At 42.6% G+C, this 13,107-nt stretch carries 6 protein-coding genes, 1 tRNA gene and 3 rRNA genes; 4 read left to right on the top strand and 6 right to left on the bottom strand.

The window, feature by feature from the left end:
• The first annotated feature begins 29 nt into the window (after positions 1-29).
• A complete protein-coding gene (gene lnt / locus HWV02_RS02455; protein WP_370629426.1) occupies positions 30-1,574 on the top strand; it encodes an apolipoprotein N-acyltransferase in 1,545 nt (514 codons plus the stop codon).
• Positions 1,575-1,672: 98 nt separating this feature from the next.
• On the opposite strand, the gene HWV02_RS02450 is transcribed toward lnt, so the two are convergent.
• Positions 1,673-2,047: a SirB2 family protein gene (locus tag HWV02_RS02450; RefSeq protein WP_255547021.1), complete on the bottom strand. Its 375-nt coding sequence runs from the start codon at positions 2,045-2,047 to the stop codon at positions 1,673-1,675.
• 179 nt (positions 2,048-2,226) lie between these two features.
• On the opposite strand from HWV02_RS02450, the gene HWV02_RS02445 reads away from it, so the two are divergent.
• Positions 2,227-2,856 carry an MBL fold metallo-hydrolase gene (locus HWV02_RS02445; protein WP_211678318.1) on the top strand — a complete coding sequence of 210 codons (630 nt, stop codon included), beginning with the start codon at positions 2,227-2,229 and terminating at the stop codon, positions 2,854-2,856.
• Positions 2,857-3,175: 319 nt separating this feature from the next.
• On the opposite strand, the gene HWV02_RS02440 is transcribed toward HWV02_RS02445, so the two are convergent.
• The 4 genes from HWV02_RS02440 to HWV02_RS02425 form a co-directional block, all read right to left on the bottom strand.
• Positions 3,176-3,252: transfer RNA gene (locus tag HWV02_RS02440), tRNA-Asp, on the bottom strand.
• Positions 3,253-3,336: 84 nt separating this feature from the next.
• Positions 3,337-3,452, bottom strand: a 5S ribosomal RNA gene (gene rrf, locus HWV02_RS02435).
• A 140-nt stretch (positions 3,453-3,592) separates the two neighbouring features.
• Positions 3,593-6,483 (bottom strand): 23S ribosomal RNA (locus HWV02_RS02430).
• Between the two features lie 291 nt (positions 6,484-6,774).
• A 16S ribosomal RNA gene (locus HWV02_RS02425) occupies positions 6,775-8,319 on the bottom strand.
• Together the 16S, 23S and 5S rRNA genes with 1 tRNA gene alongside form the textbook arrangement of a ribosomal RNA operon.
• Positions 8,320-8,852: 533 nt before the next feature.
• Between HWV02_RS02425 and HWV02_RS02420 the strand changes: the two genes are divergently transcribed.
• Positions 8,853-10,787 carry a methyl-accepting chemotaxis protein gene (locus HWV02_RS02420; protein ID WP_255550663.1) on the top strand — a complete coding sequence of 645 codons (1,935 nt, stop codon included), beginning with the start codon at positions 8,853-8,855 and terminating at the stop codon, positions 10,785-10,787.
• Positions 10,788-10,795: 8 nt separating this feature from the next.
• Here HWV02_RS02420 and HWV02_RS02415 read toward each other — a convergent pair whose 3' ends face one another.
• Positions 10,796-11,344: a DUF924 family protein gene (locus HWV02_RS02415; RefSeq protein WP_255550583.1), complete on the bottom strand. Its 549-nt coding sequence runs from the start codon at positions 11,342-11,344 to the stop codon at positions 10,796-10,798.
• A 466-nt stretch (positions 11,345-11,810) separates the two neighbouring features.
• On the opposite strand from HWV02_RS02415, the gene nhaD reads away from it, so the two are divergent.
• Positions 11,811-13,058: a sodium:proton antiporter NhaD gene (nhaD, locus tag HWV02_RS02410; RefSeq protein ID WP_211689612.1), complete on the top strand. Its 1,248-nt coding sequence runs from the start codon at positions 11,811-11,813 to the stop codon at positions 13,056-13,058.
• The last annotated feature ends 49 nt before the right edge of the window (positions 13,059-13,107 follow it).

Raw genomic sequence — 13,107 nt, 5'->3', positions numbered from 1 at the left:
TCGCTGTAAATTGCTCAAAGGAATAACCTATCAAATCACTGATTCATAAAATAGGTGCGCCACTCGCTGGCGCACTTAGCGTCTTTGCTTTTGCACCGTTTGATTACAGCATTAGCTTATACGTTTCATTATTTTTCCTACTCTTTATCATTGACAATAAATCAGCAAAACACGCCGCTGGATATGGCTTTCTGTGGGGGCTTGGATTCTTTGTCGCTGGTCTCCACTGGATTTCAGTGAGTATCTTAGATTTTGGTGGTTTACCTGTACCTGTCGCATGGTTATTGGTTCTGCTATTGTGTGCTTACCTTGCCATTTACCCCGCGCTTTGTGCTTATCTCGTTAATCGATTTAGCACACATTCAGCCTCGGTACGCTACTTTATTGCCTTTCCTGCAATCTGGCTAATCACAGATTGGTTACGCGGTTGGGTGATGACTGGTTTCCCTTGGTTAGAAATTGGTTATAGTCAGATGAATACCCCGTTGGTTAACTACGCGCCAATTCTCGGTGTGGAAGGGATTACGGTCGCTGTTTGCTTCATCACCGCCAGTTTGTATTATGTTTATCGTGAACGTAAATTCATCATGCCTGCCGCCGTTATATCCCTTATCGTATTGTCGGCAATGGCCTTACAAGGCCGACAATGGACAACACCTGAAGCTGTAAAATCAATCGCACTAGTGCAAGGTAATACCGATCAAGATGAGAAGTGGCTACCAGAAAAGCGTGCTGATATTCTCAATGAATACTTAAAACTAAGTTTAGAGAATACCGATGCAGATATTATTATTTGGCCAGAATCTGCCATCCCAGCATTGGAATTCCAGGTGAAAAGCTATTTGGATTATGTATCAGAATTAATGCGCGAAACGAATACTACCCTTATCACTGGTATCATTAACTACCAACGTGTTGATAATATTGATGAGTATTACAATGCTGTGATAGTACTCGGTCAACCTGAACAGCATGACGGTCATTCCCCTGTTAATGACCGTTATTACAAAAACAAATTATTACCCATTGGTGAATTCGTACCGTTTGAAGATCTGTTAAGACCGATTGCGCCCTTATTTAATTTACCTATGTCATCATTTCAACGTGGTGGTGAAGAACAGTTAAATCTATCAGCAAGTAACGTGCATATTGCCACTGCAATTTGCTATGAAATAGCCTTTAACCAGACCCTAGTACACACTGTAACGCCTGATACAGGCTTTATTTTAACTGTGAGTAACGATGCCTGGTTTGGTACCTCGATAGGTCCAGCTCAGCATTTAGAGATCGCGAGAATGCGTGCATTTGAATTCCAGCGTCCGGTTATCCGCAGTACTAATACAGGTATCACGGCTATTTACGATGCACAAGGTCAAGAAGTGGGCCGTATAGCTCAATTCGAAAAAGCCGTATTACGTGCACAAGTAACGCCTTATCAAGGGATGACCCCTTTTAACCGTTATGGTAATACACCCTTATTGATACTGGCCTTTATGTTATTCGCAGGTGTAATAAGTCATCATTTATTGACGAAGAAAAGCAAAACGAAAAATCAGCTCAACGTCTCCTTATAAATAAATCGCGTAAATGACTAAGTAAAAATGGCACTCTAGAGTGCCATTTTGTCATTCAATATCTCCGTATGAGTCGTCGATCACGATAACACTAGTATTTATATAAACAACGCAACTTTAGTTTTCGCAATATAAAAAATAGTCACAAAAAATACCATAGTAACTGCAATACAGACCTGACGTACTTTTAAGTTCATCTGAGGCTTAAACGCTAACATCGCAAATCCAACGTAAACAAATAACAGCACAAACTTTTCAGTTACCCAAGCGTCAACAAATGGGTATTGATTGATAGTCACACATAACGCGAAACCAGATAAAATAAGCACAAGGTTAAGTACTTTATGGATCTTAAATAAAATTACATTGTTAATATATTCAGAACCTTTGATCGCCCAAAATGTCCGTAATGCAAAACTTAGCAGGCTAATCAACAGTAAAGCCAAATGCACTTTCAGTAATAATGGATACATAATAATTCCGTTAATAGAATAGAAATAAGAATGGCTATGATAACCATCAATATAAAATCTGTTTTGACACAGATCATCAAGTAACAATAGCGTAACAATTTAGACCGTATACTCTTGTCCTACAAATCGGTAAACTAGCGCAACTATATATACGACTATCTAGCCAAGAGAGATAAGCAATGCAAGTTAAAGTCATTCCAGTAACACCTTTTGAACAAAACTGCAGTCTGTTAATCTGCCCTGAAACCAATAAAGCCGCTATTGTTGATCCCGGTGGTGACATTGAAAAGATTATTAGCCAAGTAAAGCAACATGGTGTAGAGGTAGAGAAGATCTTTCTAACACATGCTCATATTGATCACGTTGGCGGCACTGAAGCACTTGCTGCAGCATTAAAGGTATCTATTGAAGGTCCACATATTGCGGATAAATTTTGGTTAGACAAACTACCAATGCAAGGTCAGATGTTTGGCTTTCCAGAAGTTCCACCGTTTGAACCACAACGTTGGTTAGAGCACGGTGATATTATTGCATTTGGTAATCAAGAATTAACTGCTCTGCATACCCCAGGTCATACACCCGGGCACGTGGTATTTAATCACGTAACAACAAAACAAGTAATTGTTGGTGATGTATTATTCAATGGCTCTATCGGTCGAACTGATTTCCCACAAGGTTGCTTTAATACCTTGATGACCGCGATCAAAGGCCAATTATGGACATTGCCAGAAGAAACCGTATTCTTCCCAGGTCATGGACCAACATCAACAATCGGTCACGAAAAAAGAACCAATCCGCACGTAAGATAACGTGTATTAAGGAATGGTTTTAGCCCAAGTATTATAGAAAAATACTTGGGCTTTTTTGTACTCTGAATTTCAGGCACAAAAAAAGCCTCTATTTCTAACAAAAAGTTTTCGATTCAGGCTTTCGTTGTTGTTGGCAAAGAGAAAGCGGACGGTTTTCTACAAACACAACCCGCGAAGCCTTCGGCAGCGGGACAGGCCGCCTTTTTTAGGTAAACAGTCTAACCAACTGAACGACCACTCCGAACAATCTGAATTTTTGTATCCTGAATTTCAGGCACAAAAAAAGCCTGAATCTTTCGATTCAGGCTTTCGTTGTTGTTGGCGGAGTGGACGGGACTCGAACCCGCGACCCCCGGCGTGACAGGCCGGTATTCTAACCAACTGAACTACCACTCCGCACAATCTGTGCTAATGTTTCCATCAGTCTATTCTTTATACAAGGTATAAAACCTTGATTGTAGTCTTTCGACTCAATTTGGCGCTTGGCGATGCCCTACTCTCACATGGGGAAGCCCCACACTACCATCGGCGTTATTACGTTTCACTACTGAGTTCGGAATGGGATCAGGTGGTACCGCAACACTATGGTCACCAAGCAAATTTGGTTTGCTTTCAAGTTGTATCTTTAAAATCTGAAAAGCTATAAATAAAGAAGTCTTTAAAACCTATCTTTCGATAAATAGTAGTGTTCAATCAATTCTTAAGTCGTATTTCAATTAATCATACTTTAATTTGTATGGTTAAGCCTCACGGGTAATTAGTACAAGTTAGCTCAATGCCTCACAGCACTTACACACCTTGCCTATCAACGTTGTAGTCTCCAACGGCCCTTCAGGGGACTTAAAGTCCCAGTGAGAACTCATCTCGAGGCCTGCTTCCCGCTTAGATGCTTTCAGCGGTTATCAGTTCCGAACTTAGCTACCGGGCAATGCTATTGGCATAACAACCCGAACACCAGTGGTTCGTCCACTCCGGTCCTCTCGTACTAGGAGCAGCTCCTCTCAATTCTCAAACGCCCACGGCAGATAGGGACCGAACTGTCTCACGACGTTCTAAACCCAGCTCGCGTACCACTTTAAATGGCGAACAGCCATACCCTTGGGACCAACTTCAGCCCCAGGATGTGATGAGCCGACATCGAGGTGCCAAACACCGCCGTCGATATGAACTCTTGGGCGGTATCAGCCTGTTATCCCCGGAGTACCTTTTATCCGTTGAGCGATGGCCCTTCCATTCAGAACCACCGGATCACTAAGACCTACTTTCGTACCTGCTCGACGTGTCTGTCTCGCAGTTAAGCTGGCTTATGCCTTTGCACTAACCACATGATGTCCAACCATGTTTAGCCAACCTTCGTGCTCCTCCGTTACTCTTTGGGAGGAGACCGCCCCAGTCAAACTACCCACCAGACACTGTCCGCAACCCCGATAAGGGGCCTACGTTAGAACATCAAACGTACAAGGGTGGTATTTCAAGGTTGACTCCACATCATCTAGCGACAATGCTTCAACGTCTCCCACCTATCCTACACATGTAGGTTCAATGTTCAGTGCCAAGCTATAGTAAAGGTTCACGGGGTCTTTCCGTCTAGCCGCGGGTACACTGCATCTTAACAGCGATTTCAATTTCACTGAGTCTCGGGTGGAGACAGCGTGGCCATCATTACGCCATTCGTGCAGGTCGGAACTTACCCGACAAGGAATTTCGCTACCTTAGGACCGTTATAGTTACGGCCGCCGTTTACCGGGGCTTCGATCATGAGCTTCGACCTAAGTCTAACCCAATCAATTAACCTTCCGGCACCGGGCAGGCGTCACACCGTATACGTCATCTTTCGATTTTGCACAGTGCTGTGTTTTTAATAAACAGTTGCAGCCACCATTTCTCTGCGACCGACAATAGCTTACGGAGCAAGTCCTTCACCATCATCGGCGTACCTTCTCCCGAAGTTACGGTACCATTTTGCCTAGTTCCTTCACCCGAGTTCTCTCAAGCGCCTTAGTATTCTCTACCTAACCACCTGTGTCGGTTTGGGGTACGATTCTCTTATATCTGAAGCTTAGAGGTTTTTCCTGGAAGCCGGGTATCAACTACTTCATCTCCGTAGAGACTCGTCATCAGCTCTCAGCCTAATGTGCGCCCGGATTTACCTAAGCACACAGCCTACAACCTTAAACATGGACAACCATCGCCATGCTAGCCTAACCTTCTCCGTCACCCCATCGCAATATAAGTGAGTACAGGAATATTAACCTGTTTCCCATCGACTACGCCTTTCGGCCTCGCCTTAGGGGTCGACTCACCCTGCCCCGATTAACGTTGGACAGGAACCCTTGGTCTTTCGGCGTGGAGGTTTTTCACCCCCATTATCGTTACTCATGTCAACATTCGCACTTCTGATACCTCCAGCAAGCTTCTCAACTCACCTTCGACGGCTTACAGAACGCTCCTCTACCATGCAAGAACAAGTCTTGCATCCGTAGCTTCGGTGGTATGTTTAGCCCCGTTAAATCTTCCGCGCAGACCGACTCGACCAGTGAGCTATTACGCTTTCTTTAAAAGATGGCTGCTTCTAAGCCAACTTCCTGGCTGTCTGAGCCTTTCCACATCGTTTCCCACTTAACATACACTTTGGGACCTTAGCTGACGGTCTGGGTTGTTTCCCTTTCCACGACGGACGTTAGCACCCGCCGTGTGTCTCCCGCGATTGAACTTATTGGTATTCGGAGTTTGCAAAGGGTTGGTAAGTCGGGATGACCCCCTAGCCTTAACAGTGCTCTACCCCCAATAGTTAGACGCGAGGCGCTACCTAAATAGCTTTCGAGGAGAACCAGCTATCTCCCGGTTTGATTGGCCTTTCACCCCCAGCCACAAGTCATCCGCTAATTTTTCAACATTAGTCGGTTCGGTCCTCCAGTTGATGTTACTCAACCTTCAACCTGCCCATGGCTAGATCACCGGGTTTCGGGTCTAATCCCAGCAACTATTCGCGCAGTTAACACTCGGTTTCCCTACGGCTCCGCTATTCGCTTAACCTTGCTACTGAAATTAAGTCGTTGACCCATTATACAAAAGGTACGCAGTCACAGAACAAGTCTGCTCCCACTGCTTGTACGTATACGGTTTCAGGTTCTATTTCACTCCCCTCACAGGGGTTCTTTTCGCCTTTCCCTCACGGTACTGGTTCACTATCGGTCAGTCAGTAGTATTTAGCCTTGGAAGATGGTCCTCCCATATTCAAACAGCATATCACGTGTGCCGTCCTACTCGATTTCACAGTAAGGTCGTTTTCATGTACGGGACTATCACCCTGTATCGTGAAACTTTCCAGAATCTTCCACTAACTTCCAAACTGCTTAAGGGCTAGACCCCGTTCGCTCGCCGCTACTAAGGGTATCTCTATTGATTTCTTTTCCTCGGGGTACTTAGATGTTTCAGTTCTCCCGGTTCGCTTCGTAACGCTATGTATTCACGTTACGATACTCTACAAAGTAGAGTGGGTTCCCCCATTCGGAAATCTGTGGATTAACGCTTTTTATCAACTCCCCACAGCTTAACGCAGATTAACACGTCCTTCATCGCCTCTGACTGCCTAGGCATCCACCGTATACGCTTAGTCACTTAACCATACAATCTAAAGTCGACCGTACAATTGAAATAACTAGGTATTATCTAGTTTTTTTCGCCTCAAGAATACTCAAGAACACTATATTGTTATTACCGAAGTAATAACGTGTTTTAAGAACTTCTTTATTTATTCAGCTTTCCAAATTTTTAAAGAGCAATTTGCTAAAAAGCAAAGATAAACAAGCGATTGCTTATCTTTGCTTACTAGCGTCTTACTATTAGTAAGACATACTATTCAACTTTCTATTCAAGCAATTTGTGTGGGCACTTACAAAAATTAACAACTTTACGTAAGGAGGTGATCCAGCCCCAGGTTCCCCTAGGGCTACCTTGTTACGACTTCACCCCAGTCATGAACCACACCGTGGTCATCGCCCTCCCGAAGGTTAAGCTAATGACTTCTGGTGCAGCCCACTCCCATGGTGTGACGGGCGGTGTGTACAAGGCCCGGGAACGTATTCACCGTGACATTCTGATTCACGATTACTAGCGATTCCGACTTCATGGGGTCGAGTTGCAGACCCCAATCCGGACTACGACGCACTTTATGGGATTCGCTTACCATTGCTGGTTTGCAGCCCTTTGTATGCGCCATTGTAGCACGTGTGTAGCCCTACTCGTAAGGGCCATGATGACTTGACGTCGTCCCCACCTTCCTCCGGTTTATCACCGGCAGTCTCCTTAGAGTTCCCACCATTACGTGCTGGCAAATAAGGATAAGGGTTGCGCTCGTTGCGGGACTTAACCCAACATTTCACAACACGAGCTGACGACAGCCATGCAGCACCTGTCTCATAGTTCCCGAAGGCACCAATTCATCTCTGAAAAGTTCTATGGATGTCAAGAGTAGGTAAGGTTCTTCGCGTTGCATCGAATTAAACCACATGCTCCACCGCTTGTGCGGGCCCCCGTCAATTCATTTGAGTTTTAACCTTGCGGCCGTACTCCCCAGGCGGTCTACTTAATGCGTTAGCTTAAGAGCCCAGTTCTCAAGGAACCAAACTCCGAGTAGACATCGTTTACGGCGTGGACTACCGGGGTATCTAATCCCGTTTGCTACCCACGCTTTCGCATCTGAGCGTCAGTTACTTGCCAGGTGGCCGCCTTCGCCACTGGTATTCCTTCAGATCTCTACGCATTTCACCGCTACACCTGAAATTCTACCACCCTCTCAAGAACTCTAGTTTGCCAGTTCGAAATGCAGTTCCCAGGTTGAGCCCGGGGCTTTCACATCTCGCTTAACAAACCGCCTGCATGCGCTTTACGCCCAGTAATTCCGATTAACGCTTGCACCCTCCGTATTACCGCGGCTGCTGGCACGGAGTTAGCCGGTGCTTCTTCTGCGAGTAACGTCACAGCAGTAGAGTATTAATCTACTGCCTTTCCTCCTCGCTGAAAGTACTTTACAACCCTAAGGCCTTCTTCATACACGCGGTATGGCTGCATCAGGGTTTCCCCCATTGTGCAATATTCCCCACTGCTGCCTCCCGTAGGAGTCTGGACCGTGTCTCAGTTCCAGTGTGGCTGATCATCCTCTCAGACCAGCTAGGGATCGTCGCCTTGGTGAGCTCTTACCTCACCAACAAGCTAATCCCACTTGGGCTCATCTAGTCGCGAGAGCTTTCAAGAAGAGGCCCCCTTTCACCCGTAGGTCGTATGCGGTATTAGCAGTCGTTTCCAACTGTTGTCCCCCTCGACTAGGCAGATTCCCAAGCATTACTCACCCGTCCGCCGCTCGACGCCAGAATAGCAAGCTATTCTTCGTTTCCGCTCGACTTGCATGTGTTAAGCCTACCGCCAGCGTTCAATCTGAGCCATGATCAAACTCTTCAATTAAAAGTTTTTTGACTAATCAACGATGTTGATTAAGTCGGCTCAATGAATTCTGTACTTCAACAACAAACCGAGGTTTGTTGTTTATAAAACCAAATCTTTCGATTTAATTTAATGTTCACAATTACATTGATATAATTTTTGGTCATTATATCTCTGCAAGTGCTCACACAGATTGCTTGAATAAATTGTTAAAGAACATACTGAGCGGCTGTTGCCGTGTCAGTGGGGTGGATTATAGACAACAGGGTTCCATTGGCAAGTGATTTACTAAGTTTTATGAAACTTTCACTTGATTAGACTAAAAAACACTCAAAACGTAACATTTAAAGACTTTTCAGTCGTGAACAATGACAAAAATAGTCTTATTATAGAAAATCGTCGCTGCTAACAGCGAGCTCAGCATAATATAATGGTAGAAATAGTCACTAATCTATGTAATTACTCTAAACATAGATAAACAAAACAATATTCATATAACTGTCATCTTTCGCTTTTAGACTGCAATGTATCAACATAGATAGCTTATCAGGATGATGACCTTGCATATCACGACTCTTTCTCGAATCAGTTCCCTTACTTTAATCTGTCTTTCACTCTTAATGACCTATACTCTTTACGGTAGCCACCAGCAGCTTAATCGTCTTGATCACCAAAATTCGATGTTTGCGCAAATGAAAGAACAAGTCACTATTAAACTAAACCACTCAATCTCAGATTACTTACAACAAGGTAATACTGCCGATTTACAACAGGCCGAACAAATTATCAGTCAGTTAATCACTTCAATTAAGCAATTGGCCAGTGCCATTGATACCTCTGCATTAAGCAAAGAACTCCATCAATTTGCAGGCCTTGTTGAAGGTCCTTTACGTTCATCGGGTAAATTTGCCTCTGATCATTTTCAGCTACTGAATTTTAACGAAAAAGAACTCGCGGACAATTTATCGCTATTAAAGCGCCAATTATTAGAAAATAAGATACCGTTACGTCAACAAGACCTCATCCTCATCAGTGATATTCAGGCTAGCCTCGCGCATTTAACCAACCAACGCCAGCGCTACTTTAATCAGTTACAAACATCACAATGGCAAGAGTTGTTGATCGTAGTAAAAGAAACCGCTCTACTGATTAGTGAACTGTCCCAACTACGCCATTATGACTCCAGCACTGAACTAACGATTGAAGATGATAACTTCTTAAATGAGGAGGAAGATGAAGAAACTATATCAATTGTTGATGTTACCAATGAACTAAATAGCCTTATTAGCCGTTATCCAAAAGAACTATTGAATACTAAAACAGTCCTTTCTGAACAAACAGATAACCAACAACTCGTTTTAACGGCAATCAGTAATATTCAAGCCGCTATCTTAGCGCTAGAGAAACCAGTTAATGACTATGCCAGCACACAAAGACAGAACACCTATTTATACCTTGCTATGATCGCACTCAGTTTGATCTTATTTGGTATTAGTCTGTTTTACTCTCAGAAATATTGGGTCGTAAAACCGTTAATTAAACTAGATAAAGCCCTCGCCTCTCTAGTTGAAAGCAATACCCGTGAACGCCTGGCCTTTGCCGATAATAAAAGTGAAATAGGTTTAATCGCCTTACACTTTAATCAGCTACTTGATAACGTTAAACAAGAGCAAGTAGCTAAACTCAATCAAGTAGAGCAAGTGACTCATGCGTTAAATTCGCTGCAAGATGATTTCCAATCCATTAGCCAATACTCACAAGCAAGCAGTGGTACCATTGGTGATATAAGCAGTGGCGTCTCAGCAGTGAATGAATTAGCACAGAAAATCGATACCGAAACCCAGTCAGTGCATGACTTAACCCAGCAGACGAATCAAAAAATGCATAAAGCAGCGAGTCAGATTATCGATTTCAGCTTGGCGACTCAGCAGACACAGCAAGCCGGAACTGACAGCTTAAAAGCCATTAAAGCCTTAAATACCAACATGGAAAATGTCGAAACTATTGTAGCTTCCATTCATAATATCGCCGGTCAAACCAATTTATTAGCGCTCAACGCGGCAATTGAAGCTGCACGGGCTGGAGAGAAAGGACGTGGTTTTGCAGTCGTCGCCGACGAGGTACGTAATTTGTCAAAAAAAACCCAACAAGCACTGGAACAAATCAGCAGTTTTCTCACTCAATTAAATAATTCGAGCACATCACTCGAACATGAAATTGTTCATATCGCACAGCGCTGCCAACAACAGTTGGATAATGCGCAGGACATGCACAAACAAATTAATAGCGTCATTCAGCAATCTGAACAGTCACAACAAAACGCGGCAAATAGTCGTCATAATACTCATCAACAAGTCAGCTATATTAGCGTCGTAAATGATCAAATGCAGGCGCTGAAAAATCACAGTGAAGACACCCGCAATAAAACCCTGTCAGCACAGCAACAGGTATCGACACAAGTTCAGCAGATATTAAGTATCTTTACCTAAACTAGACATTAAAAACTTGAACCAGGGGTATCGAGAAACGCCAGTTCTTCGGTTGTCGATTCTCGGCCTAAAATATTATTACGATGAGGATAGCGGCCAAACTGTTCAATAATCGCTTGGTGTTGCAATTCAAATTCAAGGTTAGTTTGAATATCATTACCTTGATATAAAAATACCGCTTGTTGATGGATCACTGATGATTCGCTATGCATAAAAGGCAAATAAAGAAAGCTGCATTGCAGCTGCGAGAGTTCTTTATCTGCACCATTCGCGATCGCTTCTTGGGCAAGCGCTAACGCCATATTGTCATAGATAAATGCACGCGACGTATCACGGTACATATTGCGCGAAAATTGATCCAAAATGATAATTTCTGCTAACCGTCCTTCAGCACTTCGGCGCCAATGAAATAATTCACCTGCAATAGCGCGTTTATGCAATTCACTAAATCGAGTTATAATCATCCGATCAAACTCAATGTCCTTAACCCACCATTTGGCTGGATTAACCTCTTCAAACCAAAACTTAATCACTTCTTTATACATAGTTAAACCCATCTCCAATGATCCCACCAATTGAGTATAGGTTAACGCGAATCACTGAGCCCACTTGATAACGACACCGAGGTCTCAGTTCTCACATTTACGTGCAGTTTTATTCTATATTTCTAGCGCATGATACAATTTAGGCCTAAAGGCTCTATATCATGCACAGAACAAGTAGAACGAATAATCACAATATTCAGAACATAATCATAATATTCAGAACATAATCATAAGTGGCAATAGCGACATATTTACAGATGGTCGTTTATAAGCCTAATTCGTTATACCAAAGTGATTTATCACTACGATCTACGTGTAACTTCAGCATACTAATTAACCTACAGAAAATAAACATCCTATTTATATCTCATAACTTAACATTTTAAGGATTAACTTGATGTAGGTTAATTTTTTAGGATTGAGTTAATATAGGGTCTCACTCTCGTTTCTATAACACCAATACTTTTTGGAATCCCTTATGCTGTACACATTGTTAATATCACTTGCCATACTTGCATTATTGAGTATCGTATTTGAAGAAATCACTCATATCAATAAAGCAAAAACAACCTTGTTCTTAGGCTGTATCTCTTGGATTATACTTTTCATGGCCGCGGGAGATCCAAACCATGAAAAAATAATTGAAGCGCGATTAAATGAAAACCTATTAGAGATAGCCACACTTTGGTTATTTCTAATGTCGACAATGACTTTTGTGGCTTATTTAAATGCGAAAGGCATGATTCAAATAATTGTTCAAAAATTATTTCCACAACGTGTATCTGTGCGAATGTTAATGCTGCAAGTTGCGTTATTTTCATTATTTTTATCTGCTATATGCGATAACGTGACGGCAACACTTGTCTCTTTAGGCTTGCTCACCACCTTCAAATTAAACAGCCAAATGAAACAGCGTATGGCGGTATTAATCATCTTTGCGGTGAATTCAGGGGGCGTATCTCTCATCACTGGTGATGTAACAACTTTGATGATATTTCTTGGTGGCCATGTATCAATGTCTGAACTATTGATGCTTTTTATTCCTGCAGCAATAAGTGTCATGTTACTTACAGTATTATTGTCCCTAAACGTGAAAGGTGAGGTATCTACAACTCCAATACAGCGTGATATTCAGAGAATCGATATTATAATTGCACTCATCTTCTTTTCAACAATTGTAATGACGATGCTACTTAATATTTTATTTGGCGTTCCCCCTGTACTTACTTTCTTGACAGGCCTTTCCATTATGTTTCTTGTTGGGCATATGGCCCGCAGTAATAAAGAAGAACTTAGAATGCTCGAGTATATTCGTCAAGTCGAATTTGACACGTTACTCTTTTTCCTTGGAATATTATTATTAGTTGGAATGCTAAAAGAAATTGGCACGCTAGATCTACTAACGCAAGCCTATATCCAGTTTAGCCCTAGTCTTTCTAATTTTGTAACAGGTATAGGTTCTGCACTACTAGATAATGTACCTTTAACCGCTGCATTATTAAAAGCAAACCCTTCATTAACAACACCAGATTGGCTTGGATTAACTTACTCCGTTGGTGTGGGCGGATCACTACTCGTGATAGGCTCTGCTTCTGGTATTATTGCGATGAGTAAAGTGAAAGAACTCACTTTTGTTAGTTACTTAAAATATGTACCAGCACTCTTTTTGTCTTATACCTGTGGGTATGCATTAACACTACTTTTTGCTCATTACCTTTATAGTTAAGTTAAGCTAAGTTATGTTTATAAAAAGGCGTCAATGACGCCTTTTATTA

Source organism: Moritella sp. 28 (assembly GCF_018219435.1).
In the GTDB taxonomy this organism is placed as follows: domain Bacteria; phylum Pseudomonadota; class Gammaproteobacteria; order Enterobacterales; family Moritellaceae; genus Moritella.
Note: the sequence above shows the minus strand (reverse complement) of the source record. Positions and strands in the feature narration are given on the sequence as shown.

Excerpts from the sequence above, each read along its gene's own strand:
- HWV02_RS02420 (WP_255550663.1), top strand. The coding sequence starts at position 8,853 with ATGACCTTGCATATCACGACTCTTTCTCGAATCAGTTCCCTTACTTTA.
- HWV02_RS02450 (WP_255547021.1), bottom strand. The coding sequence starts at position 2,047 with ATGTATCCATTATTACTGAAAGTGCATTTGGCTTTACTGTTGATTAGC.
- nhaD (WP_211689612.1), top strand. The coding sequence starts at position 11,811 with ATGCTGTACACATTGTTAATATCACTTGCCATACTTGCATTATTGAGT.
- HWV02_RS02415 (WP_255550583.1), bottom strand. The coding sequence starts at position 11,344 with ATGGGTTTAACTATGTATAAAGAAGTGATTAAGTTTTGGTTTGAAGAG.
- HWV02_RS02445 (WP_211678318.1), top strand. The coding sequence starts at position 2,227 with ATGCAAGTTAAAGTCATTCCAGTAACACCTTTTGAACAAAACTGCAGT.